Raw genomic sequence first — 23757 nt, 5'->3', positions numbered from 1 at the left:
CCGGGCTGCCGCGGTGCCAGGGCGAAGGCACAGTCTCAGGGCAGAGGCACAGTGTCAGGGCGAAGGCACCGGCCGGAGGCACAGTGAAGGGCACAGTGAAGCACCCGGGGCTGGTGTACATTCAAGCGGTGAAAGCGCCACTCTGCCTTGTGCTGGCCACCTTGTTCTGGTCCGGCAATTTCGTCGTCGGACAGACCGCCAGAGCCTCAATGACACCGCTGGACCTGACCTTCTGGCGCTGGAGCCTGGCCGCCGTGCCGCTGCTGATCCTGGCCCACCTCATTGAACGGCCCGACTGGGGCGCGGTGCTGCGCCGCTGGCCCGTGCTTCTGCTGCTGAGTGTCCTGGGCATGAGCGGCTACACACTGCTGCTCTACGGCGCGCTCGGATTCACGTCCGCGATGAACGCCTCGCTGGTGACGGCCGCAAACCCGGCCCTCATTGTGGTCATGGCGATCGTCCTGCTCGGTGAGAAGACCACACGGCTGGGCTGGCTCGGCATCTGCCTTGGCCTGCTGGGTGTGCTGCTGGTCCTGACCCAGGGCGAGCTGGCCCGCGTGGTCAGCCTCGCCATCAACACCGGTGAGCTCATGATGATTGGCGCGATCATCGTCTGGGGCTTCTACACCATCGTTGCCCGCCGGCTGGATGTGCCGCCCGTCGCGGCCACAGCGGTGCAGGTGGTGATCGCAACCGTGACTCTGGCGCCGTTTGCTCTCGCCATGAACGTGCGGTTTCCCGATACCGCGGCCGAAGGCTGGTCGATGGCGTATATCGCCCTGTTCCCGTCCCTTGGTTCCTATCTCCTCTGGAACCTGGCGCTGAAAACCACCCCGTCCGGGACCGCCGGAAACTACCTCAACCTGATGGTGGTCTTCACCGCGATCATCACCGTGCTGTTCGGGACCCCGCTCACCCTCGTGCAGATCGCAGGCGGCCTCCTGGTGATCGCCGGCGTGCTGCTGACCGGAATCAAGGGCCAGGCCCGCAACGCCGGCCACCCCGCCGGCAGGGCCCAAGCCGGGCCGCCCGCCGCCGCTGCAGGCGGGCAGGCTCACGCAGGCAGTCCGGTCACGATGGAAGAATACGGGCACAGCACTGCCCGGGCCGCGCGCCGCCCTGCTCCCTGAGATCTTCGATGGCGAGGGCTTCGATCCGGCCCGGTTCGATCCCCAGGGCCATTGAGGCCCCGCCGAGAAAGGCTCCGTTCATGGCACACACCACGTCTGCGTGCCCGGCGGCGAGGCGATGGAACGGGCAGTTCAGCAGCACCAGTCCCCCGCCGCCGTCGTCCGCCGGGCAATAGCCCTGCCCCGCCAGGAAGTCCTCGAACGGGCCGGCGCCATCGGGGCTGCCGGCGGAGTCCGCAGGCTCCGCCCCGGTGGCCCCCGCCGGCTCGCGGCCGGCTGCGCGGGCTGCCGACTCACCCGCCGACTGCCCCCTCGCGCGGGCAGCCCGAAGCAGGGCCTCCCGCGGCGAACCGCCGCCGCTGGTTGCGTCCTCGATCGCGGACACCAGCAGCTCGGCGGCGAGATCATAGTGGCGATCGGGCACCGAGGCCGCGACCTCATCCACGGCGGCCCGGTACAGCTTGGCGGGCCGGCCGGACCCCGGGCCCTCCCGCCCTCCGAGCTTGCGGAACTCCACGGCCAGCAGCCCGTCTTTCACGAGCCGGTCCAGATGGAACGAGGCAGTGCTCCGCGCCAGGCCCACGGCCTGCGCGGCATCGTCCCGGCCAACGGCATCTGCCGCTGAGGCGACGAAGTCAAACAGCCTCCTGCGGCTCTCGTCTCCCAGCGACGCGACCGCCGCCAGCCTGTGGTTCCACGGAAGCTTGGTCATGACACAAGAATATCTCTAAAAACAAGAATCATTGCTTAATTGCTGCGGGGCCCTCTAAAATCGAGATATCTATTTTTAGAAGGAGCAATGCCATGAAAGTTTCCCCAGCCCTCGCCAATCCCGCACAGCAGCTCACGGCGGACCGTCAGGCCTTCCTGCTGCTGCGGACCGTCTTTACGGTTGCGCCGATCCTGTTCGGCCTGGACAAGTTCACGAACCTCTTGACCGACTGGACGATGTACCTGGCGCCCGTGGTGACCCAGGTGGTCCCGCTGCCGGCCCAGACGATCATGTACATCGTTGGCGTGGTGGAAATCGTCGCCGGCGTGGCGGTGGCGCTGCGCCCGCGCTTCGGATCGGTGCTCGTGGCCGCCTGGCTGCTGGGCATCATCATCAACCTGATCGTCCTCGGCGGCTTCTACGATGTCGCTCTGCGTGACTTCGGGCTGCTCGTGGGTGCCCTGGCGCTGAACAGGCTGTCCCCGCGCAAGGCCGTGCCGGCCGCGACGCCAGGCAGCTAGGCCAGACGGCGGGTCCCGGCAACTGGTCCCGGCAGCTGGGCGAAGACGCCGGGCCACGCCACTACGCCAGGACGCAGACGGCCCGCGGAACGACCTCAATGGTCATCGGGAGCGCCCCGATCCGCTCGCCGTCGGCGTAGGCCACGATATTGCCGGCAGACAGTTCCACGGTGCGGACCCGGCGAAGCTGCACGGCGGGGTGGCCCACGTGCTTGCCGGCAAAGACCTTGGGAAACACGGCCAGCAGCCGGGTCCGGGACAGCCGGTTGACAATGAAGAGGTCCAGGTAGCCGTCATCAAGGGCGGCTCCCGGGACGATCCTCATCCCGCCGCCGATCGACTGGCCGTTGGCGACGGAAATCAGCATGGCGCCCTGCTGCCACTTCTCGCCGTCGGCAGTCACCGTGTAATCGATGGCCCGGAACGACGCCAGTTCCCGCAGCATGGCGAGCTGGTAGCGGATCTTGCCGCGCGGCCAGCGCCAGTCATTGGCCCGCTCATTGACTGCGGCATCGAACCCGGCCGAGACCACGCCCGCAAACAAGCGGGAGGATCCTCCGGCGGTGATCCTGCCGGCGTCAATCATCCGGCCGCCGCAGGCCAAAGACTCCAGGGCCCGTTCACAGGCCGCCGGGAGGTCGTGCAGCGGCAGGCCCAGCGAACGGGCCGTGTCGTTGCCCGTCCCGGCGGGAATGATGCCCAGTGGAACCCGACGGCGGGCACCGGCACCTGCTCCGGCACCTTCACCTGCTATCGCGTTAAGCCCGAGGTGGACCATGCCGTCGCCGCCCACCACCACGAGGGCATCCACGCCCGACTCCAGCGCAGCCTCAACTGCCTGCGCGAGCCCGGCATAACTGTCCGCGCACAGCAGCAGGACCTCCGCCCCGGCTGCACGGAAGTACGCCGCCGCGTCCTTGCCGGCGTGCCGCGCCCGGCCAAAGGATGCGCGCGGGTTGACGGCGACGGCGATCAGCATGCGCTGAATTATGCCAGCCGCCGGGAACCATCCCTGTGCACGCAGTCGTTATTCCTCCAGCCGGTTAAACTGGGCACGCCGGACGCCCACGAACGGTCCGGCATTCCCACCGCTGGCACCATCAACGAAAAGGATCTCTGTTTGACGCAGGGCAGCAGCTCGCATTACCAGGTCCTCGGGATCCCCGTGACGGCGACGGAGAAGGACATCAAAGTCGCGTACCGCAAGGCCGCCCGGACCGCCCACCCGGACCATGGCGGCGACCCTGCAGCGTTTCGGCGCGTCACGCTCGCGTACGAGACCCTCATCGACACCAAGCGCCGCGCGGACTACGACCGCTCCTACGGCAGCGCATCCGGCGGCGCGTATTCGTCTCCCGCCGGCGATGAGGGCGCCCACTTCGACGCGCCCGCCGCGGGCAGCCGGGCCTCCGCCAACGTGCGCCGGCCGAACACGCCGCGGAATACGGCCGCAGATCCACCCGTCTATGTTCCACCGTTCGAGCAGTTTGACGGCGGGTCGGCGGTGCCGCTGATTCCCGCCAGCGTGGCCCGGCAGCAGGTCCACGGCATGCCCCGCAAGCGCGGCATCTTCGGCGCCGAAGCCCGGATCCAACGCGAGATGCGCACCGTGCAGCTCATCAGCAGGCAGATCCTGACCACCATCCCGGCGGCGCGCCTTGTCAACGGGCTGCAGTCCCCGGCGGACAACAGCCACATCGACCACGCGGTCCTTGCCGGGTACCGTCTCGCGATCGTCGGATCCATGCTCCTGCCGCCGGGTGCCTATGCATGGAACGGCAGCACGTTGACCCACGGCGGACGCTCCGTCGCCCCGCCCCAGCTGGGCCACATCGTGCGCCGGATGCAGGACATATTTCCCGAGCTCAATGTCACCGGCTGGATTGTCGTCCACAGCACGGACGGCAATCTGCATCAACCGGTCATCGACCGGCACCGCCGCGCCCCCGGCGGCCAGGGAAGCGGGTACGGGGAAGGCTCGGGCCTTGTCGAGGTGGTCAACGCCGCGGGCCTGGCCCGCGGCCTGAAGTTGTTCCTCGGCTCGGGACCGGCGCCCAACACCGTCAACGTTCCCGTGCTGGCCCGCCTGCTGCGCGGAATGCACTAGATTCCGCCCGGGCGCTCCCCTGCGCCCCGGGGAAGGGAAGGCCCGAGGCGCGTTCGACGCCGGCGGCTCGCTAGGATGGGACGGTGTTCCGCATCCTCTTCCACACCCCAGAAATCCCCGGCAATACGGGAAACGCCATCAGGCTGGCTGCCATTACGGGGGCCGAACTGCATCTGGTGGAGCCCCTGGGCTTTGACTTCTCCGACGCCAAACTCCGGCGGGCGGGCCTTGATTACCACGACCTCGCCGTCGTGACCGTCCACCCGGACATCGACGCGGCGTGGGCCGCTCTCGAGCCGGAACGGGTATTTGCCTTCACCTCCGACGGCGAGACCACGTACACAGACATCCGCTACCGTGCCGGCGACGTCCTTCTGTTTGGTCCTGAATCCGTAGGCCTGCCCGAGGAAGTCAAACACAGTCCCCGGGTGACGTCCCGGGTGCGCCTGCCGATGCTCCCAGCCCTCCGGTCACTGAACCTGGCCAACGCGGCATCCATCGCCGTCTACGAGGCGTGGCGCCAGAACGGGTTTGCAGGGGCCAAGTTGTAGCGGTCCGCCGCGAAGGCCCGCCAGGACGTGCGGCGGCCCCCCGGGCGGCCCGCGGGAAAGAATTCCCGCGCAGCACGCCCATCCAGATGCCGGGGCGCACCGAATCACTTCTGAAGGCGGACACCAATCCGCCCACTCACATTGTGTCTACCGGGCCTAGTGCGGAGAAACGGAAGGGAGCGAGGAGCGGCAGGTGAGAACAGTACATCTGGACAGATCCTCTGCCCGCGTGGCAGGGGACGGCCCCTCGACGCATGCCGCACCGATTGGCCCGCGTTGGGCTGCAAGCGCCCTATGCTTGGGAGTGATGGAAACTCCGAATGCCCCGAACCCCGAGGCCGCCGCACCGGCGGACACCTCAGCCGACATCAACGGCCGGCTCAGCAGCCTGCTGGCACTGATTGCCCAGGGCGACCAGACGGCGTTCGCGGAATTTTACAGCCTCACCTCCAGGCGCGTCTTCGGCATGGCACGCCGGGTCCTGATCGATACCGAACTCAGTGAGGACACCACCCAGGAAGTCTTCCTGCAGGTCTGGCAGAACGCCGCCAAATTCAATCCCGCCGCCGGCAGTCCGCTCGCCTGGCTCATGACGATCTCGCACCGACGCGCCGTTGACAAGGTCCGGTCCTCGCAGTCCGCCACCGACCGCGAAGCCAGATACGGTGCCAGCAGCCAGGAGATCGACCACGATTCCGTCTCGGACGAAGTCGGCAGCCGGCTCGAGGCCGAGGCCGTGGTCCGGTGCATGGAGACGCTGACCGATACGCAGCAGGAGTCCGTCCGGCTGGCGTACTACGGCGGCCTCACCTACCGGGAAGTGGCCGAGCGGCTGAATGCCGCGGTACCTACCATCAAGTCCCGCATCCGCGATGGACTCATCCGACTGAAGACCTGCTTGGGGGTGAGCTGAATTGACCGATATGAACGCACATGAGAACAACAACCGCCTCCCCGGCGGCTTCACCGCCGAGATCGCCACCGACCTGTCGTCCGGCCGCGTGGTGGACCTTGCCGAGGTCTATGCCCTCAACGCCGTGGACGACGCCGAACGCGCCGCAATCGAGCAGTTCCTCGCCTCCGCACCGGCAGCAGACAGGGCTGCCTTCAACGAGCGGGTCCGGCAGGCCCGGGAGACCCTGGCCACCAGCTTCACCGCAGAGGAAGAGCCTCCGCCCGGGCTGCTGGACCGGATCATGTCATCCTTGCCTGCGCAGACAGCAGAGCAGGCCGCAGCGCAGTCCCCCGCCGCAGTGCCGCTTCCCGGCACGGCTCCGCAAGCGACGCCGGTGCTGCCGCATCCGGTACGTGACGGCTCCGCGCTGCCCGCCATCGACGAACTCGGCGCGGCCCGCCAGCGCAGGGAAGAGCGCCGCCGCCCGCAGGGCATGCGGAACTGGCTTATCGGCGTCGCCGCAGCAGCCGTGATCGCCCTGGGCGGTGTGGGCGTCGGAGCCTACGTGGCCAACCAGAACGATCCCCTGAATCAGGTGATGCAGGCCAGCGACGTCCGCCAGGCTACTGTCGACGTCAACGGCGGCGGCACCGCCACCGTGTCGATTTCCCCGTCCAAGGATGCCGCCGTCGTCAAAATGAACGGCGTCCCGGCCCCGCCCGTGGGCAAGGTCTACCAGATGTGGCTGATCCCCAAGGACGGCTCGGCCCCGGTCTCGCAGGGCCTCATGGACGCTGAAGCCCTGTCCAAGCCCGCGGTGGTCAAGGGCATCGGTTCCGCGGCCGCGCTGGGCATCACCGTGGAGCCCGAAGGCGGATCCGCGTCGCCTACCCTGCCGACCGTCGCCGCCGCACCGCTGGACGCCTAGCCACCCGCACACACAAAGCCGCCCGGGCCTTGGCTCCTTCCGTAGAAGGACTCAAGGCCCGGGCGGCTTTGTGTTGTGGCCGGCGGACGTCCTGTCCGGCCGCTGTCCTGCCCGGCTAAATGACCAGCGAGAGCAGCATGACCAGGCCGAAGCTCACCACGGAGATCAGGGTTTCCATGACGGACCAGGTCTTGAAGGTCTGGCCCACAGTGAGTCCGAACAGCTCCTTGACGAGCCAGAACCCGGCGTCGTTCACGTGCGAGAAGAACAGCGAGCCCGCGCCGATCGCGAGGGCCAGGAGGGCGGCGTGCGTCGGCGACAGCGAGCTGGCCAGCGGTGCCACGATGCCGGCGGCCGTCACGGTGGCGACGGTGGCTGAGCCTGTCGCCAGGCGCAGGGCAACGGCCACGATGAAGCCGAGCACAAGCACGGACATGTTGGTCCCCTCGGCCCAGGCCTTCACCGAGTCACCCACACCGGCACCAATCAGCGTCTGCTTGAAGCCGCCGCCTGCGCCGACAATCAGGATGATCCCCGCGATCGGGCCCAGGCTGGCAGCGATCTTGCTCGTAATCTTGGCGCCGTTGAGGCCCACGGCGTAGCCGAAGGTCACCATGGCCAGCAGGACGGCCAGGGTCATCGCCACCAGCGGCTGCCCGACGAAGTCGAAGAACATCCGGATCGCGGGGGCCGTCTTGGGGTCCGGCCAGATGATGTCCACAACGGCCCTGAGCAGCATGAGGACCACCGGGAAGATGATGGTCAACAGCGTGACAGTGAAGTTCGGCGGGCGCTTGACGCCCTCCATGTCCGCGCCGTGCACGGTATCGACGCCGCCGGCGACGGCGGGGGCACCCACCGGGACCCACCGGGCCGCCAGGCGGGAGAAGAGCGGGCCGCAGATAATCACCGTGGGGACGGCGATGAGGATGCCGAGGGCCAGTGTGGTGCCCAGTTCAGCCTTGACGGCGCTGATCGCGATCAGCGGTCCCGGGTGCGGCGGCACCAACCCGTGCAGCACGGACAGGCCGGCCAGCGCCGGGATGGCGATGCGCATCAGGGGCATCTTGGAGCGCTGCGTGACCAGGACGATCACCGGCAGCAGCAGGACGAGCCCGATCTCGAAGAACATCGGCAGGCCGATGATCACGGCTACGAGCGTGATGGACCAGACCAGCTTGTTTCCGGTGGCCTTTGCCAGGAGGGTGTCGACCACCCGGTTCGCGCCGCCGGAGTCCGCGAGCAGCTTGCCCAGCATCGCGCCGAGGGCGACCAGCAGACCGACTTCCTTCAGGACGCCGCCCACGCCGTCCTCGAAGTTGATGATCACCTTGGCCGGTTCCACACCGGCAGCGAGGCCGACGAATCCTGACCCCAGAATCAGGGCCAGGAAGGGGTGGAACTTGAATTTGGCGATCAGGACCACGAGCAGGGCGATGCCCAGACCCGCGATGATCAGTAGTTGGGTATTGACGCCGGTCCCGGCCTCAACGGCAGCCGGAAGCTGCATTGCTATCAGTGATTTCACAAAAATTCCTTGGTCGCGGCGAAACGCGGGAAGGCTCAGGGCCTGGCGTCGGCGGCGTCGAGATTAAGTCGGGTGATGATTTCCTGTGCTTCTTCCGCCGGCGTTGCGGAGACGGACAGGGAGATGAAGTTTTCGTCTGCCGTGGGGGCTTCGAGCGCGTCGAACTGGGACTCCAGCAGGGCCGGGGGCATGAAGTGCCCGTGGCGGGAGGCCAGCCGGTCGGAGATCTTGTCCCGTGATCCCTCGAGGAACACGAAAACCACCCCTTCGCCGCGCAGAACGTCCCGGTAGCGCTTCTTCAGCGCCGAACAGGTCACGACGCCGGGATTCCCGGCGCCGGTGTGGTCCCGGATCCAGTCGGCAATGCTTTCGAGCCAGGGCCACCGGTCCTCGTCGGTCAGCGGCTGTCCTGCGTGCATCTTTGCCACGTTTGATTCGGGGTGCAGGTCGTCGCCCTCGGCCAAGTCCCAGCCCAGCCTGCCGGCCAGAAGTCCCGCGACAGTTGATTTGCCGGATCCGGAGACGCCCATGATCACAAGAACGGGGTGTTGCGCAGTCTTCGCCATCAAAGTCTGCCTTCCATCAAATAAATATGATTTAAACAGAGGCCAGCATATGGCAGAGGTTGTGCTGCAGCAACACTAGAAACCGGCGATAGTCCCCTGGCCGTTGACTGTTACGACATGGAAGGCCTCGGCGCTGCGCCCGGCGGGAAGTCCGGCCCGGGCCCCGGTGCCGAGCATGAGGCCGCGGACCGTGCGCTCCATGGCGTCGACGTCGGGGTGCTGGCTGACGTGGATGTGGATGGCGGCCAGCTTGCTCTCCACATGCCCGGTGACGTCCACGAAGTGGTTTTCGCGCTCTTCCGGCCCGGCGAAGAGCCACAGCCAGGGCAATTTGTAGGCCTCCAGCCCGGACTCGGCCAGTTCCGGGTACGCGAACGGGTTTTCCAGCGCGGGGTACACGGCGCGGGTCACCGCCTCCCCCACGGCGAGATGATCCGGATGGCTCTTCTGGATCCGGTTCCAGTTGCGTTCCGGATGCATGGAGAGCACGACGTCGGGCCGGAGCTGCCGGATCAGGCGCACCACCTCGCGCATTACCTCATGCGAGGGTTCGAGGTAGCCGTCACGCTGGTGCAGGTAATGGATGTCCGTGACGCCGACCAGGGCGGCGGCGCGCTGCTGCTCCGCAACGCGCAGCCGCACAATTTCCTCGCGCTGCTCCGGATCAAAGCCGCCGGCGTCGCCGTCGGTCATGATGCAGTAGCTGACCTGGACTCCGGCGGCGGTCCAGGCTGCAACCGTGCCGGCTGCGCCGAAATCGATGTCGTCCGGGTGGGCCGTGAAACAAAGCACCCGCTCAATCCGGGTGGTCTCCGGGTCGAACGGGCTTTGTGCCGGGACGGCGGTGGTGCTCATGCGGTCAGCCTCTGCGCTTCTTGATTTCGGCGGTGGCCTGCGGCAGGACCTGGAAGAGGTCGCCCACAATGCCGAAGTCCGCGATCTCGAAAACCGGCGATTCGGCGTCCTTGTTCACGGCCACGATCACCTTCGCGGTCTGCATGCCTGCCTTCTGCTGGATGGCTCCGGAAATGCCCGCGGAGATGTAGAGCTGCGGTGCGACGGTCTTGCCGGTCTGGCCGATCTGCGCGTCGTGGCCGATCCAGCCGGCGTCCGTGGCAGCCCGCGAGGCTCCGATGGCTGCGCCGAGGGCGTCGGCGAGTTCCTCCAGCGGACCAAAGTTGCCGTCCACGCCACGGCCGCCGGCCACGACGACCCGTGCCTCGGACAGATCGGGGCGTCCGCTGGCAGGCTTGTCGGTGCGCGCCGTAACCCGCGCGGCAGCCGCAGTCACGTCAGGAACCTGGACAGTGATGCTCTCCGGCGCCGTGCCGGTGACCGCGGGCTCGGGCGTGATGCTGTTGGGCTTCACGGTCAGCACGGAAACGGGTGTCACCGCCTTCGCGGCGCTGGTGTAGGACCCGGCCAGGACCGACTTGTGCGCCGTTCCGTCGGGATCCACGGCCACGACGTCGGTGATGACGCCGGCGCCGAGCCTGATGCCGAGCCGGGCGGCGATTTCCTTGCCCTCGGCCGAGTTCTCGGCCAGGACCACGCCCGCACCGGCGGCGGCGGCGGCCGCGGCCAGGAATGCCGCCTTGGGTCCGACGAGGTAGTCGTCGAGGTCCGTGGCGGACGGGCGGTACAGTGCCTGGGCGCCGTACGCGGCCAGGGTCGAGGCGGCGTCGTCGTGCAGTTCGCCGTTGACGGCGGCGACGGTCTCGCCCAGGGACCGGGCGATGGTGAGCAGTTCCAGGCTCGACTTCTTCAGCGCCGCACCGGGGTTGTCGATGAAAACGAGTACTTTTGCCATGTTCGGATAATCCCCTTTAGAGCAACTTCTGGGCGGCCAGGAACTCGACCAGCTGGATGCCGGCGTCGCCTTCGTCGGTAATGATGGTGCCGGCCGTCCGCGGCGGGCGGGCCTCTGCGGTCTCGACGGCGGTCCAGGAACCGGCCTGGCCCACCTGGGCGGCGTCCACGCCGATGTCGGCAAGGCTCAAGGTGGTGATGGTTTTCTTCTTCGCCGCCATGATGCCCTTGAAGTTCGGGTACCGCGGATCATTGATCTGGTCGGTGACGGAAACGACGGCCGGGAGTGTGGCCTCGATGGTGTCCGCGTGGGTGTCGCCGTCGCGGCGGGCGGTGAGCTTGCCGGCGTCGAGCTCGAGGGACGCGGCGAAGGTGACCTGCGGGAGGCCCAGCCGCTCAGCGAGCTGTGCCGGGACCAGCGAGGTCTCGCCGTCCGTGGAGGCCATTCCGGTGAGGATGAGGTCCGCGGGGACATCCGCGCCCAGGTGGCGGATCGCGGCGGCCAGCGCCAGCGACGTGGCCGCGGCATCCGAGCCGGCCAGGGCCTCATCGCTGAGGTGCACGCCTTCCGTGGCGCCGATCTGGAGGGACTTCTTCACCGCATTGACTGCCCCGGCCGGGCCCATGCTCAGCGCAATGACCTTATTGCCGGCCGCTTCTCCGCCGCGGGCCTCGGTCAGCTGCAGCGCAGCTTCCAGGGCGTATTCATCCAGTTCGGACAGGATGCTTTCGGAGCGGTCCACCGTGTTGGCCTCACCTGTGAGGTGGCGGTCGAACTGCGCATCCGGGACGTGCTTGACCAGCACAATGATTTTCAGAGTTTCTTCCACTGTGTCTACAGCAGCCTTCCATGCGGGTGGACAGCCGCCCCTGACGGGGTCATGGCCACGGAATGCCCGGCAGCCGGGCTGTTCCTAGCTAACCATATAGCCGCCGGGCAGCGCGGCCAGGGTTAAGGTCTGTGTCAGTGAACTGGCCCGGGACGGCAAAGGCCGGGCCGCACCTTTTCGGTGCCGCCCGGCCTGTTTGCTGCTGCCTTGATTTACAGCTGCGCTGTTTGCTTTCGCCCAGCTCTACTGCTCGGCTGCGGTGCCGAGCGTCACGTCGACGTCCTTGAGCTGGCCGCCGCGCAGCACCGTCACCTTGACCGTGGCCCCGGCGGCCTGTTCCCGCACCGCCGCGGTCAGCTGGTTGGGATCGCTGATGGTCAGGTTCTGGAACTTCGTCACGACGTCGCCGACCTTGATGCCGGCCTTGTCTGCGGCCGAGCCGGACTCGACGGTCGCGACCTCCGCGCCCACCGAGAACCCGGAGGAGGACGAGCCTGCGGCCTTGGGCTTCACGCTGACCCCGAACTGCCCGTGGGTGGCTTTGCCGGCGCTGATGATCTCCTGGGCCACGCGCTTGGCGTTGTTGATGGGGATGCTGAAGCCCACGCCGATGTTGCCGCTGCTGCTTCCGCTGGCCGCGTCGCCGCCGGCGGAGGCGATCGCGACGTTGACGCCAATGATTTCGCCCTTGGTGTTCACCAGCGCGCCGCCGGAGTTACCCGGGTTGATGGCCGCGTCCGTCTGGATGACGTTGATCGAGATGGATCCCTGATCCGCGGTGCTCGGAGTCTCGCCGCCGCCGGGGGGCGCGAACTGGAAGCCCTGGTCACCGCCCTGGGAGTTGTCCGCACCGCCCTTCGGCGCAGCCGAGGATGCCACGCTGATGGTCCGGTTCAGGGTTGAGACGATGCCGTCCGTGACTGTGCCGGTAAGTCCCAGCGGCGATCCAATGGCGACGGCGGTGTCACCGACGTTCAGCTTGCCCGAGTCACCGAGAGTTGCCGGGACCAGTCCCGAGGGGTTGTCGATCTTGATCACGGCGAGGTCGGAAAGCGGGTCGGTACCGACGATCTTCGCGGAGTAGACCTTGCCGTCGCTCGTCCGGACCTCCATGGTGGCGTTCGCGGCCTTGCCGTCGAGCGTCACCACGTGGGTGTTGGTCAGCACATGGCCCTGGGTGTCGAGGATGATCCCGCTGCCGGTGCCGCCGTCGCTGCCGCTGGTCGCTTTGATGGTCACCACACTGGGGGAAGCCTTGAGCGCGGCGGCGCTGATGGCGTTGACGTCTTCCCTGTTGTTGACGATCACCGGACCGGCCTGGCTCGTGTTGCTCGCGGCGGACGGGGAAAGGCGATCGCCCAGCAGGGCGTTGCTGCCGGCCACCACGCCGCCGCCGATCAGGCCGGCGGCCACGATGCTGGCCACGAGGGTGGGGACGCCGAATGCCGCCTTGCGTTTGGGGGCGTGCGCCGGGTCGTTCGCAAAGCCGGGGCCGGAAGGGTAGGACGGACCCGGCTGCGGCTGGCCGCCGTAAGGGTTGGCGCCGTAGTGGGCCTGGCCGTACTGGGTTTGCGGCGACTGCCCGTACGGGGTTTGCTGGGACTGGCCGTAGGGCGGGTGGCCGGGCTGGGCGGGCTGGCCCTGGCCGGACTGGGAGAACCCGCCGTACGGGCCGGTTTGCTGGGCCGGGGCGCCGATCTGCTGGGTATCCGCGGCGGAGGGCAGTTGCTGCTGGTACACCGGACGCGGCGCGCCGTCCTCGGCGCGGTCCAGCCGGAGGGTCGGGTTCTCGGGCGCCGGGCTTCCGACTACTGAGTTTTCGGACGTCGTGCTTTCGGATGCCGGACTTCCCGGTGCCGCCTCAGGCGCGCGGCCGGCATGCGGCTGCTCCGGCGAGCCCTCCCGCACTCCCGCCGGTTCCTGGTTCTGTTGTGTCGGCTCCGGTGACACACCCGGCACTGGGTTCTCAGTCATGAGACTTCCTTTCGTCCTCGTCTGCCTATAACTATGAACGCTCAGGCTGACACTAGAGCGGACATTTGCTGGGAGGTTCCTGAACGGACAGTTTGCGGCCTGCGGGCCCGTGTTTCCCAGTTTAAGCCCGTTTCGCTGGTGGCATATTCCCCTAGGTGGACTGCCTTTTGGGTGCACCATAGAATCAAATGGAAATGCCACAGCGACCTGCGGCTTTACATCTGCGTGGGGGCGCTGCTGCTTTCTGTGACGGCTGGTTCGACCGAACCGGTCCCAGAAGTGCTGAAGGGTTGCACATGCGGTCTAAGTTGAATCGTTTCCTCGCCGTCCTTGGCGTCGCTGGATTGCTGGCGCTCCCCGCCGCTCCGGCCCTCGCCGAAGATCCGGTGGCCATTCCGTCCGGGCAGAACATCGTGGACAGCGCGAACGTGCTCGGCAGCCGCAAGGCCGAAGTCCAGGACGCCATCCAGAAGCTCCTCAAGGACCACAAGTACAACCTCTACGTCATCACGGCAAAGACGTTCGAGAATCCGGCCGAACCCAAGGCGTGGGCCCAGGCCGTCGCGACCAACAAGGGCATGGGCAAGGCCGACGTCATCCTGACCATGTCCGACGACGGCAAGTACTACTTCTCCCCCAGCTCGGCCAGCGCCATCTATCCCAAGACGTCCACCATCGTCCAGAACGCCATCGTGCCGAACCTGGCCGGCGGAAAGCGCGACTTCGCCCAGGCAGCCATTGATACGGCCGCTGCGGTGGGCGACGCGGCGGGCGGCGGCAGCGGAACGGTGCCGTCCGGCGCCGGAGCGGGCAGCGCCGTCCTCGTGGGAGTCGGCGTCGTGGCTGTGGGCGGTGCGGGAACCTACCTGTACCTGCGCAGCCGCCGGAAGAAGGCCCTGCAAAGTTCGGGGGCGTCAGCCGGGGCCCAGGGCGGGCAGCCGGACCCGCTGGCGGGGCTCAGCGTGGCCGAGCTGCGCCGGAAGAGCGATTCGCTGCTGATCGAGGCCGATGACGCCATCAAGTCCAGCGAGCAGGAGCTGGGATTCGCCCAGGCCCAATACGGGGACGCCGCGGTGGGCAATTTCACCAAGGCTCTGCAGGAGGCCAAGGGCCACATGACGGAATCGTTCAAGCTGCAGCAGCAGCTTGACGACCACATCCCCGACACCGAGGAGCAGCAACGGAGCTGGCTCGTTGAAATCATCGGCCGCTCCGAAGCCGCGCTGGCATCGCTGCAGGAACAGAAAGCCGATTTCGATTCCCTCCGGGAGCTGGAAAAGAACGCCCCGCAGGCCCTCGCCGCCGTCGGCGCCGGTGCCGCGGACGCCCAGGCAAAGCTTGCCGCCGCCGAACAGTCGCTGACCGATCTGCGGGCCAAGTACGCCGAGAGCGCCCTGGTCCAGGTCGCGGACAACATCAAACAGGCCAAGGAACGTCTCGACTTCGTGCAGAATGCCTCCACGGCGGCGCAGGAAAAGCTCGCCGCGGGTGAAAGCAGCCTCGCAGCGGTCGCCGTCCGCGCCGCCGAGGAAAGCCTGCACCAGACGAACGTGCTGATCGGCGCCATCACCAAGGTGGCCGGCAGCCTCGACGGGGCACGCAACAGCCTGGAAGCCGCCGTCGTCGATACCGCGCAGGACCTGGCCCAGGCGAAGGCGATGATCCAGTCCGGCGCCCATCCGGAACTTGCCGGCCCCGTGGCTGCGGCGGAAGCCGCGCTCGCCCAGGTCAAAACGGAAATCCAGGGCGGCAAGATTGATCCGATCGCGACGCTGGAACGGGTCGTCACGGCCCACCAGGCACTCGACCAGTCCCTGGCCGGAATCCGCGACCAGCAGGACCAGGCGCGCCGGGCCCAGGCCTCACTGCAGCAGAGCATCATGTCGGCCCAGGCCCAGATCAGCGCGACGTCGGACTACATCACCGCCCGCCGCGGCGGCGTAGGCACCGATGCGCGCACACGCCTGGCGGAAGCCCAGCGGAACCTGGACTATGCGCTCTCCATTTCCCGCACCGATCCCGTCACGGCCTTGCAGTACGCACAGCAGGCCTACGCGCTGGCGGCACAGGCCGCGCAGCTGGCCCAGTCCGACGTCGACCAATTCGGCGGCTACGCCAACCAGGGCCAAGGCTACGGTCGGGGCGGCATGTTCGGCGGCAGCGGCGGGGGCGGCCTCGGCGGCGCGATCCTCGGCGGAATCCTCATCAACTCGATCCTCCACGGCGGAGGCGGCGGAGGCGGCGGAGGCTGGGGCGGCGGCGGAGGCGGCTGGGGCGGCGGAGGCGGCGATGACTCCGGCGGCGGCTGGGGCGGCGGCGACTTTGGCGGCGGCGGAGACTTCGGTGGCGGGGACTCCGGAAGTTTCTAGCCTGTTCGCCACCCCGCAGGGGACACAGTGGGAAAGCAGTAGCAGGAAACTCGACAGACCACGCGCCGGCCGCAAGGGCCCGGACAGCGGATAGATGCGATACATCATCGATCACTGGAATCAGTGAGACAACGGAGCAGGACGAAAGGTAACACCATGGTTAAGCAGTCCATTTTCGGCCGCATGGCGCAGCTGGCGAAGGCAAACATCAATTCGCTGCTGGACCAGGCCGAAGATCCGCAGAAAATGCTGGACCAGATGGTCCGTGACTACACGAACAACATCGCGGAGGCGGAGTCCGCCGTGGCCCAGACCATCGGCAACCTGCGCATGCTCCAGGACGACTACAACGAGGACGTCCGCAACGCCCAGGACTGGGGCAGAAAGGCCCTCGCAGCCTCGCGCAAGGCCGACGAATACCGGGCGAAGGGCGACGTCGGCGATGCCGAGAAGTTCGACAACCTGGCCAAGGTGGCCCTGCAGCGCCAGATGGGTTCCGAGAACGAGGCCAAGGCCGCCGAGCCGAGCATCGCGTCCCAGACCGAGGTGGTGGACAAGCTCAAGCACGGCCTCGACCAGATGAAGGGCAAGCTCAACGAACTGACCAGCAAGCGCAATGAGCTGGTGGCCCGGTCCAAGACCGTGCAGGCCCAGAGCCAGGTCCACGACGCCCTCAAGAGCATCAACATCATGGACCCCACCTCCGAGGTGGGCCGCTTCGAACAGAAGATCCGCCGCGAGGAAGCCAAGGTCCGCGGCCAGCAGGAGCTCGCCGAGTCGAGCCTGGACGCCCAGTTCAATTCGCTTGAAGATCTTGGCGAGCAGACCGAGATCGAAGCCCGGCTGGCAGCGCTGAAGTCCGGCGGCGCCCCCGCTGCCATCGGCACCGGCGAAAAGAGCGCCGAGTCCGGTTCCACGGTCGAGGAGGCCGACTTCGACAAGCTCTGACCCGCCGGTCCGGCGCTTCCGCAGGACTGCTGAGCGCTCGGGCCCGGGGCCGGGCTCCGGCGGACGAACCTGACACCTCAGGATTGGCCGCCGGGGCCCGGCCCCCGTTGTGCCCTGCATGGCCCCATGTCTCACCGCACAGGCGCCCGCGGCGGCGGGCGCGCGTGTACCGTGGATCCATGTCTGCGACCCTTGTGTGGCTCCGTGATGACCTCCGGCTGGATGACAATCCGGCTCTGGCGGAGGCCGCTGCCCTGCACCAACCCCTGACCGTCGTCTATGTCCTGGATGAGGAGTCACCCGGCATCCGGCCGCTGGGTGGCGCGGTGAAGTGGTGGCTCCACCATTCCCTGGCCGGCCTGGCCGCCGCGCTGGAGGCCACTGGCTCGCGGCTGGTGCTCCGCCGCGGCCCCGCCGCCCGGGTCATCCAGGACCTCGCGGTGGAAACGTCGGCAGACGCCCTGCTGTGGAACCGCCGCTACGGCGGCCCTGAACGCGCCGTCGACGCCGGCCTGAAGAGCTGGGCCGGCGGGGAGGGCCTCAACGCCACGAGCTTCCAGGCGAACCTCATGTTCGAGCCGTGGACCGTGCGCACCGGCGGCGGGGGCCCCTACAAGGTCTTCACGCCGTTCTGGAAGGCCTGCCTGGCCGGTGCCGAGCCCCGGCAGCCGCTGGCGGCTCCGGACCAGCTGCCGGGCCCTGCACGCACCCAGAGCGGCGGCCTGCCGGCGAGCGAACCGCTCGAAAGCTGGGGCCTGCTCCCCCGGAGCCCGGACTGGAGCCCGGGGCTGGCCGACACCTGGACGCCGGGAGAAGCCGGCGCCCTCAGCCGCCTCGAGGACTTCGTGGACGGCCCGGCCGCAGAGTACGGCACCGGCCGCGACGTCCCGGGCGTCGAGGGCACCAGCCGGCTCTCCCCGCATCTGCGCTTTGGCGAAATCAGCCCCTTCCGGATCTGGCACACGCTGCGCCACAGCTTTGCGGCGGGGGCGCCGGCCGACGTCGGGATCTTCCGTTCCGAACTTGGCTGGCGGGAATTCTGCTGGCAGCTGCTGTACGAGAATCCGGATCTGGCGACACAGAACTACCGGCCGGAGTTCGACCGCTTTCAATGGCAGCCGGCGTCGGGCGACGAGCTCCAGGCCTGGCAGCAGGGCCGTACGGGCTACCCGATGGTGGACGCGGGCATGCGCCAGCTCTGGCAGACGGGCTGGATGCACAACCGCGTGCGGATGGCGGCCGCGTCCTTCCTGGTGAAGAACCTGCTGGCCGACTGGCGGCTGGGCGAGGCCTGGTTCTGGGACACGCTGGTGGACGCCGATGCCGCGAGCAATCCGGCCAACTGGCAGTGGGTGGCGGGCTCGGGTGCCGACGCGTCGCCGTACTTCCGGATCTTCAACCCGGTCACGCAGAGCAAGAAGTTCGACGCCGCCGGTCGTTACCTGCGCGGGTACATTCCCGAGCTCGCCGCGCTGGATGACAAAACCGTCCACGAGCCCTGGAAGGCCGACAGCGCCGCCCCCGGCTACCCCGCACCGATCGTGGACCTTGCCGAGTCCCGGGCACGGGCGCTGGCAACCTATCAGCGGCTCAAGGACGGCTGAGAGCCGGCACGGGGGCGGCTCGGGGCAGACGCAGCGCAGGCCGCCACCGCGGACTTAAAGCGAAAGGTCCGGAACACTGTTTCCAGTGTTCCGGACCTTTTCTCCAGTTGCGGGGACAGGATTTGAACCTGTGACCTCTGGGTTATGAGCCCAGCGAGCTACCGAACTGCTCCACCCCGCGTCGCTTGATCAACTCTACCCTAGTTTCCGGACCGACCTGACCACGTGCCCAGCCGCCGTCCAGTCCGGCACATCCAGATCGATGGACTGCGAGGCGATGGACTGCGGGGGCGAGCCGCTCGAGCGGTCGCCCTTTTTGTCCTATGACCGGTTTCCCGGTTCCCGGCTTCCGGGCCGTCCCCCAGCGGCTTAAAGCAAAAGGTCCGGAACACTGTTTCCAGTGTTCCGGACCTTTTCTCCAGTTGCGGGGACAGGATTTGAACCTGTGACCTCTGGGTTATGAGCCCAGCGAGCTACCGAACTGCTCCACCCCGCGTCGCAAGATCAACTCTACCTGCCGGTGAACTTGAGGCCAAATCGAGGCGACGTGATGTGCATCTCGCCGCCGACCGGAGCGTCCGCCCTGGTCGCCTCGGCCTCCCGGGCCGGCCAGGGCCGCACAGGGATCGAATCCGGTCCGGCTACGCCACAGGCCGGGTTTGCCCCTCCGTAGGGGCAAACCCGGCCTGTCGCACCGTTCACAGCCTGCGCCCGGCCCTCGCGCAGCGCGTAAGGACCTGCCAGGGTCAGCTGCGCAGCGTTAGCCGCCCGCCGTCGCCGACGGTGTGGGCGACGGTGTGGCGGTGCCCGCCGGCGCGGCCGGGGTTTCCAGCTTTGCTTCGGCCTCGAGTGCCTTTTGCAAGGCAGCGTTCAGCTTCTTTTGCTGCTCACCGTAGGTCGCGAAGTCGCCCTTCGCGAGGGCGTCCTGGCCGGCCTTGATCGCGGCATTGGCCTCGTCCAGCGCGGCCTTCAGGTCTGCCTTCGCGTCGGTGGTGCCGGGCGGCGGGGTGGCCCCACCTGGCGTGGTGGGCGTGGCCGGTGTTTGTCCCTTGTTGGCCGAGTCACCTGCTGCGGCACCCGAATTTCCGCCGAAGAGCTGGTTCAGGGCCTCGTCCAGTGTGGGCGCGAACCCGATCTTGTCGCCGAACGCCACCAGGACCCGCTGCAGCGTCGGGTAGGAGGTCTCCCCCGTGGAGCGCAGATAGACGGGCTGGACGTACGCCATGCCGCCACCGACCGGCAGGGTCAGGAGGTTGCCGTTGAGCACCGCAGACGCACCCTGGCGCAACAGGTTAAGGGCCTGCGAAACGGTGGGGTCGGAGTTGAACTTGTTCTGCGCCTGGCCCGGTCCGGGGACCTGGGTCTCCGGCGGGATCTGCAAGAGCCTCAGCTGGCCGTAGCTGTCCGCTTTGACGCCCTTCTGGTTGCCGGCGTCGGAGTCCGCGGCCAGGAAGCCGTAGAGCACGTTGCGGGCGTTGCCGTTGACCACCTGCGGGATGAACGACGAGGTCAGCTGGAACGCCGGCTTGTCCTGGTCGGGCATCTTCAGCGACATGTAGTACGGCGGCTGTTTGACTTCGTCCTTGACGGTGGGGTCGTTGGGAACGGACCAGGCGTCAATGTTGGTGTAGAAGCTGTCCGGGTTGGTCACGTGGTAGCGGCCCAGAAGCTCGCGCTGGACCTTGAACAGGTCCTCCGGGTAGCGCACGTGGCTCATGAGGGCACCGGACATCTCCGAATACGGCTTCACCGACGTCGGGAAGATCTTCTGCCAGGCTTTCAGGACCGGATCCTGGTCGTCCCAGGCGTACAGCGTCACGGAGCCGTCATAGGCGTCCACGGTGGCCTTGACCGAGTTGCGGATGTAGTTCACCGAGCTGTTCGGCAGGGCTACTGTCCGGTTCGCGGCGGTCTGTGAGTCGGCCGTGGCGGCCGAGAGCTGCTCCTGCTGGGAGTACGGGAAGTACGGGCTGGTGGTGTACCCGTCCACGATCCATTTCACCCTGCCGTCGACGACGGCGGGGTACGGATTGCCGTCAACAGTCAGGTAGGGCGCCACCTTTTCGACGCGGTCCCGCGGGTTGCGGTCGTAGAGGATCTGGGACTCGGCGTTCACGCCGTCGGAAAGCAGCAGGTCCGAGGACTGGAACTTGATCGCGTAAAGGATCTTGTTGAAGAAGCTGCCCACGTTCGGGCCGCCGTTGCCGGTGAAGGTGTACTGTGTCTCGCCGTCGCCTTCCTTGGCCGCGGGCCGGTCCTGCTCACGGTGCGGTGCACCGTCCGGGGCGCCCACGATCGAGTAGTCGGGCGAGTCCTGGCCGAAGTAGACGCGGGGCTGGTAGGTCGAATCGTTGCCGAGCGCGCCGGTGGACGGGATGCCCGCCTGCAGGAAGTCCGGCTTGCCGTCCACGGTGAACTTGTTGCCCTTGGCGGCGACGACGCCGTAGCCGTGAGTATAGACAACGTGCCGGTTCAGCCAGGACTGCTGGTTCGTGGCGAGCCCGTCCGGGTTGAGTTCGCGGACGGCGATGACCGTGTCCTGGATCTTGCCGTCGATCTCGTAGCGGTCCACGTTCAGGGCGCTGGGGAACTGGTAGTAGGGCCGGTACTGTTCGAGCTGCGAGAACGCATCCGAGATCAGGTTCGGATCCAGCAGCCGGATGTTGGCGGTGGTCTGCGCATCGGGGGCCAGCGCGCCGGTGGTGGCGTTGGTGGTGGCGTTGTACCGCTTTTCCTGGACCTTATCCAGGCCGTAGGCGGCACGGGTCATCGCGATGTTCCGCTTGATGTATTCGTTCTCCAGCGTCTGCTCCGAGGGCCGGACCTGGAACTGCTGGATGACCCACGGGTAGACGCCGCCGGCCAGGATGGCCGTGATGATGAGCATGGCGGTGCCGATCACCGGCAGCCGCCACTTGCCGATGACCGCGGCGACGATGAACAGCACGGCGACGATGGCCGCGGCCACGGCCAGGATGGCCTTGGTCGGAATGACGGCGTTCACGTCCGTGTACAGCGCACCGGCCCAGCGCCCGCCGTTATTCTGCACCGTGGAGTAGCGGTCCAGCCAGAAGTTGAGGCCCATCAGCACCAGGAAGGCGGCGCCCGTGACAGCCAGGTGGATCTGTGCGGCGCGGCTGGTGAAGATCCCGCGTTCCATGATCCGGATGCTGCCGTAGAGGTAGTGGGTGAGGATGCCGGCAAGGCCAGCGATCACCGTGACGCTGATGAGGAACCCGGTGACGAAGCCGAGGAAGGGAAGAGTCATGAGGTAGAAGCTGATGTCGAGCCCGAACTGCGGATCGTTCTGGCCGAATGCCTCCTGGTTCAGGAACAGGAGGACTTTCTGCCACTGGCTGGCCGCGGCGCTGCCGGCGAACAGGCCAAAGAGGATGGGAAGCCCCACCATCACGACGCGGCGGATCGGTTCGAGCTGCGCCTGGTAGCGGTTGAGGTTGTCCCGGATTTCCGAATCGGGGGCGTATACCGGCCGCGCATGGTAGGCAATCCTGATGGCGAAGAAGACGGCCAGGAACATGACAGCGAAACCTGTCAGGAAGATCACGATCCTGGCCAGGTTCTCGGTCAGGAACACTTCGAAGTAGCCGAGCTGCTGGTACCAGAGGACATCCGTCCAGACATTGGCGAAGAAGATGAATCCGACCACGATCAGGGCCACGATGATCAGCGTCGGCGTCAGGGCGCCGCGTCGTGTCTGGGGTCTTCCGGGCGGGACAGTGCTGGCGGGACGGGACAAACTCGGTACCTCATAGCTGGTCGTCTACTGCTGGTTTTTAGTTATCAGTCGCTGCTGTGGCTCAGTCTGGCGACCAAGTGCCGGTGTTGCAGGTTGATGCATTCTAACGGCCGTCACCGCCGTTCCGTCAGGGCCCTGCAGCAGGGTCCCGGCGGGACGGCGCGGCCGTCAATTAGTGCCACGAGTGGGGACGGCGCTTAGTTCCGCGGCCAGTCTAGTTGTTGGTGCAGACCGGCAGTCCCGATGTGTCGCCGCCTGACGCGGCCAGTTCAACTGCCTTGCGGGCCTCGGTGAGGTTCTCGACCCGGACCACCTGCAGGCCGTCGGGGATGTGGCCCAGGACGTCTTCGCAGTTGGCCGCCGGAGCCAGGAACAGCGTGGCCCCGCCAGACCGCGCCCCCTGCATCTTCTGGGCGATCCCGCCGATGGGTCCTACGGCACCGTCCGGGGTGATGGTTCCGGTTCCGGCGATGTGCTTGCCGCCGGTCAGGTCCCCGGGAGTGACGGTGTCAATGATGCCAAGCGCGAACATCATGCCCGCACTGGGGCCACCGACCTTGTCGAGCGAGATGGTGACATCAAACGGGAAGGTGAACTTGTACTGCAGCAAGACGCCCAGGATGTAGCGGCCCGCACTGTTTTTGGCCGGCGTAATGGTGACTGGCACCCGGGCGCCGGCGCGTTCGACGATAACCTTGGCGGGCTTTCCGTTGCCGGCGGCCAGTTCCGCCTGGACCACGCCGAGCGCAGTGATGGGCTTGTCATTGATGGAGACAAGTTCGTCCCCTGCCTGCAGCAGTCCCTTCGAGGCGGAGTCGTCCGGGAGCCCGGCCACCTGCATTTTCTGCCCGAACGGAATCTTCAGTTCCTTCAGTGCCGAGGCGATGGCGTTCTCCTGGGAGGTGGTCATCGCGGTGGCGCTCTCCTGCTGGGACTGTTCCTTGGTGACGCCGGTGGGGAAGAGCAGTTCCTGGGGGTAGACGGCCTTGGTCCCGTTCAGCCATGCCGAGAACGCCTCGAAGACGCTGACCGGACCATTGGGACCGCCGTCGACATAGACAGTGGTCAGGTCCAGGCTGCCCTTGGCGGGAAACGACTCATGGCCGCTGACGCTGATCACCGGTTTGCCGTTGTCCTGGCCGATGGTGTTGAAGGTGGGGCCGGGAGACTCGATCACGTAGGGCACGGGCAGGCTCACCGCGGTGATGCCCAGTGCGGCGGCAAGCAGCCCCGAGACAAGCATGGCTGAAGACCGGTTGTTGCGCGGGCGCCGCACGCCGGCGCCAGCCAGTCGCGCCCACCTGCCCCGGGCAGGGCCGGCCGCTGGGTCGCTGGCGGGCTGCTCACCGTGGGTGATTGTCATTGAACGACCTCTCCGTGCCGGCACGAGGGGCTGCGGCCCTGCCAGGACAAGCCCGAGAGGACACCGCGACCACGCACCAGGGCCGCAGCCTAACCCGAGGCTGCCGCGTGCAAATATTCCAACTTCCAAGCCTACGCGCTTGGGACCCCGGACCGCTCTTTGCCT

The 23757-nt window shown here is 67.4% G+C and carries 19 protein-coding genes and 2 tRNA genes; 9 read left to right on the top strand and 12 right to left on the bottom strand.

Translation table 11 applies throughout. The annotated features are described in order from the left end of the window. Nucleotides 1-128 precede the first annotated feature (128 nt). Nucleotides 129-1130, top strand: coding sequence for a DMT family transporter (locus AC1DDH_RS07630; protein WP_476848775.1), 1002 nt, complete (start codon nt 129-131; stop codon nt 1128-1130). Here the strand turns inward: AC1DDH_RS07630 and AC1DDH_RS07625 are convergent. Beyond that, a complete protein-coding gene (locus AC1DDH_RS07625; protein WP_476946868.1) occupies nt 1072-1842 on the bottom strand; it encodes a helix-turn-helix transcriptional regulator in 771 nt (256 codons plus the stop codon). The genes AC1DDH_RS07630 and AC1DDH_RS07625 overlap by 59 nt on opposite strands. A 92-nt stretch (nt 1843-1934) precedes the next feature. On the opposite strand from AC1DDH_RS07625, the gene AC1DDH_RS07620 reads away from it, so the two are divergent. Next, nucleotides 1935-2363, top strand: coding sequence for a hypothetical protein (locus AC1DDH_RS07620; RefSeq protein ID WP_476856673.1), 429 nt, complete (start codon nt 1935-1937; stop codon nt 2361-2363). 61 nt (nt 2364-2424) lie between these two features. Here the strand turns inward: AC1DDH_RS07620 and AC1DDH_RS07615 are convergent, their stop codons facing one another. Beyond that, complete coding sequence (locus AC1DDH_RS07615; protein ID WP_476871335.1) at nt 2425-3342, bottom strand: diacylglycerol/lipid kinase family protein; 918 nt, start codon at nt 3340-3342, stop codon at nt 2425-2427. Nucleotides 3343-3483: 141 nt separating this feature from the next. Between AC1DDH_RS07615 and AC1DDH_RS07610 the strand changes: the two genes are divergently transcribed. The 4 genes from AC1DDH_RS07610 (at nt 3484) to AC1DDH_RS07595 (ending at nt 6844) form a co-directional block, all read left to right on the top strand. Then, nucleotides 3484-4470, top strand: coding sequence for a J domain-containing protein (locus AC1DDH_RS07610; protein WP_476848771.1), 987 nt, complete (start codon nt 3484-3486; stop codon nt 4468-4470). Between the two features lie 83 nt (nt 4471-4553). After that, entirely contained in the window at nt 4554-5021 is a 468-nt protein-coding gene (locus tag AC1DDH_RS07605; protein WP_026538402.1) for a tRNA (cytidine(34)-2'-O)-methyltransferase, read from the top strand. A gap of 307 nt (nt 5022-5328) precedes the next feature. Further along, nucleotides 5329-5934: an ECF RNA polymerase sigma factor SigK gene (gene sigK / locus AC1DDH_RS07600; RefSeq protein ID WP_223913940.1), complete on the top strand. Its 606-nt coding sequence runs from the start codon at nt 5329-5331 to the stop codon at nt 5932-5934. Between the two features lie 10 nt (nt 5935-5944). Beyond that, nucleotides 5945-6844 carry an anti-sigma factor gene (locus AC1DDH_RS07595; protein ID WP_476848770.1) on the top strand — a complete coding sequence of 300 codons (900 nt, stop codon included), beginning with the start codon at nt 5945-5947 and terminating at the stop codon, nt 6842-6844. A gap of 115 nt (nt 6845-6959) precedes the next feature. Here the strand turns inward: AC1DDH_RS07595 and AC1DDH_RS07590 are convergent, their stop codons facing one another. From AC1DDH_RS07590 to AC1DDH_RS07565, 6 genes are all read right to left on the bottom strand, one after another. Beyond that, nucleotides 6960-8354 (bottom strand): GntT/GntP/DsdX family permease, encoded by a 1395-nt coding sequence (locus tag AC1DDH_RS07590; protein WP_223913985.1) that lies wholly within the window; start codon nt 8352-8354, stop codon nt 6960-6962. A gap of 53 nt (nt 8355-8407) precedes the next feature. Further along, entirely contained in the window at nt 8408-8938 is a 531-nt protein-coding gene (locus AC1DDH_RS07585) for a gluconokinase (RefSeq protein ID WP_476848769.1), read from the bottom strand. Nucleotides 8939-9013: 75 nt separating this feature from the next. Continuing rightward, entirely contained in the window at nt 9014-9793 is a 780-nt protein-coding gene (locus AC1DDH_RS07580; RefSeq protein ID WP_223913938.1) for a PIG-L deacetylase family protein, read from the bottom strand. Between the two features lie 4 nt (nt 9794-9797). Next, on the bottom strand, nt 9798-10748 hold the full coding sequence (locus tag AC1DDH_RS07575; RefSeq protein WP_476955179.1) for an electron transfer flavoprotein subunit alpha/FixB family protein: 951 nt from the start codon (nt 10746-10748) through the stop codon (nt 9798-9800). Between the two features lie 16 nt (nt 10749-10764). Continuing rightward, complete coding sequence (locus AC1DDH_RS07570; RefSeq protein WP_230008547.1) at nt 10765-11565, bottom strand: electron transfer flavoprotein subunit beta/FixA family protein; 801 nt, start codon at nt 11563-11565, stop codon at nt 10765-10767. Between the two features lie 255 nt (nt 11566-11820). Continuing rightward, nucleotides 11821-13551 (bottom strand): S1C family serine protease, encoded by a 1731-nt coding sequence (locus AC1DDH_RS07565; protein ID WP_476955178.1) that lies wholly within the window; start codon nt 13549-13551, stop codon nt 11821-11823. A gap of 296 nt (nt 13552-13847) precedes the next feature. Between AC1DDH_RS07565 and AC1DDH_RS07560 the strand changes: the two genes are divergently transcribed. The 3 genes from AC1DDH_RS07560 (at nt 13848) to AC1DDH_RS07550 (ending at nt 18472) form a co-directional block, all read left to right on the top strand. Further along, complete coding sequence (locus AC1DDH_RS07560; RefSeq protein WP_476955177.1) at nt 13848-15920, top strand: TPM domain-containing protein; 2073 nt, start codon at nt 13848-13850, stop codon at nt 15918-15920. A 156-nt stretch (nt 15921-16076) separates the two neighbouring features. Continuing rightward, nucleotides 16077-16868 carry a PspA/IM30 family protein gene (locus tag AC1DDH_RS07555; protein WP_223913934.1) on the top strand — a complete coding sequence of 264 codons (792 nt, stop codon included), beginning with the start codon at nt 16077-16079 and terminating at the stop codon, nt 16866-16868. Nucleotides 16869-17047: 179 nt separating this feature from the next. Further along, complete coding sequence (locus tag AC1DDH_RS07550; protein WP_476943544.1) at nt 17048-18472, top strand: cryptochrome/photolyase family protein; 1425 nt, start codon at nt 17048-17050, stop codon at nt 18470-18472. A 107-nt stretch (nt 18473-18579) separates the two neighbouring features. On the opposite strand, the gene AC1DDH_RS07545 is transcribed toward AC1DDH_RS07550, so the two are convergent. The 4 genes from AC1DDH_RS07545 to AC1DDH_RS07530 form a co-directional block, all read right to left on the bottom strand. Next, nucleotides 18580-18653, bottom strand: a tRNA-Met gene (locus AC1DDH_RS07545). Nucleotides 18654-18894: 241 nt separating this feature from the next. Continuing rightward, nucleotides 18895-18968 (bottom strand) — tRNA-Met (locus AC1DDH_RS07540). Nucleotides 18969-19232: 264 nt separating this feature from the next. Then, nucleotides 19233-22229 carry a UPF0182 family membrane protein gene (locus AC1DDH_RS07535; protein WP_476856666.1) on the bottom strand — a complete coding sequence of 999 codons (2997 nt, stop codon included), beginning with the start codon at nt 22227-22229 and terminating at the stop codon, nt 19233-19235. A 214-nt stretch (nt 22230-22443) separates the two neighbouring features. Next, nucleotides 22444-23592, bottom strand: a complete 1149-nt coding sequence (locus AC1DDH_RS07530) for a YlbL family protein (RefSeq protein WP_476858897.1) — start codon at nt 23590-23592, stop codon at nt 22444-22446. Nucleotides 23593-23757 lie beyond the last annotated feature (165 nt).

Source organism: Arthrobacter sp. 10T425, from assembly GCF_056393985.1.
Note: the sequence above shows the minus strand (reverse complement) of the source record. Positions and strands in the feature narration are given on the sequence as shown.

What these genes read in the sequence shown, in the direction of transcription:
- AC1DDH_RS07625 (WP_476946868.1), bottom strand. Translation starts at nt 1,842, where the DNA reads ATGACCAAGCTTCCGTGGAACCACAGGCTGGCGGCGGTCGCGTCGCTG.
- AC1DDH_RS07620 (WP_476856673.1), top strand. Translation starts at nt 1,935, where the DNA reads ATGAAAGTTTCCCCAGCCCTCGCCAATCCCGCACAGCAGCTCACGGCG.
- AC1DDH_RS07615 (WP_476871335.1), bottom strand. Translation starts at nt 3,342, where the DNA reads ATGCTGATCGCCGTCGCCGTCAACCCGCGCGCATCCTTTGGCCGGGCG.
- sigK (WP_223913940.1), top strand. Translation starts at nt 5,329, where the DNA reads ATGGAAACTCCGAATGCCCCGAACCCCGAGGCCGCCGCACCGGCGGAC.
- AC1DDH_RS07595 (WP_476848770.1), top strand. Translation starts at nt 5,945, where the DNA reads ATGAACGCACATGAGAACAACAACCGCCTCCCCGGCGGCTTCACCGCC.
- AC1DDH_RS07590 (WP_223913985.1), bottom strand. Translation starts at nt 8,354, where the DNA reads ATGCAGCTTCCGGCTGCCGTTGAGGCCGGGACCGGCGTCAATACCCAA.
- AC1DDH_RS07585 (WP_476848769.1), bottom strand. Translation starts at nt 8,938, where the DNA reads ATGGCGAAGACTGCGCAACACCCCGTTCTTGTGATCATGGGCGTCTCC.
- AC1DDH_RS07580 (WP_223913938.1), bottom strand. Translation starts at nt 9,793, where the DNA reads ATGAGCACCACCGCCGTCCCGGCACAAAGCCCGTTCGACCCGGAGACC.
- AC1DDH_RS07575 (WP_476955179.1), bottom strand. Translation starts at nt 10,748, where the DNA reads ATGGCAAAAGTACTCGTTTTCATCGACAACCCCGGTGCGGCGCTGAAG.
- AC1DDH_RS07565 (WP_476955178.1), bottom strand. Translation starts at nt 13,551, where the DNA reads ATGACTGAGAACCCAGTGCCGGGTGTGTCACCGGAGCCGACACAACAG.
- AC1DDH_RS07560 (WP_476955177.1), top strand. Translation starts at nt 13,848, where the DNA reads ATGCGGTCTAAGTTGAATCGTTTCCTCGCCGTCCTTGGCGTCGCTGGA.
- AC1DDH_RS07555 (WP_223913934.1), top strand. Translation starts at nt 16,077, where the DNA reads ATGGTTAAGCAGTCCATTTTCGGCCGCATGGCGCAGCTGGCGAAGGCA.
- AC1DDH_RS07550 (WP_476943544.1), top strand. Translation starts at nt 17,048, where the DNA reads ATGTCTGCGACCCTTGTGTGGCTCCGTGATGACCTCCGGCTGGATGAC.
- AC1DDH_RS07530 (WP_476858897.1), bottom strand. Translation starts at nt 23,592, where the DNA reads ATGACAATCACCCACGGTGAGCAGCCCGCCAGCGACCCAGCGGCCGGC.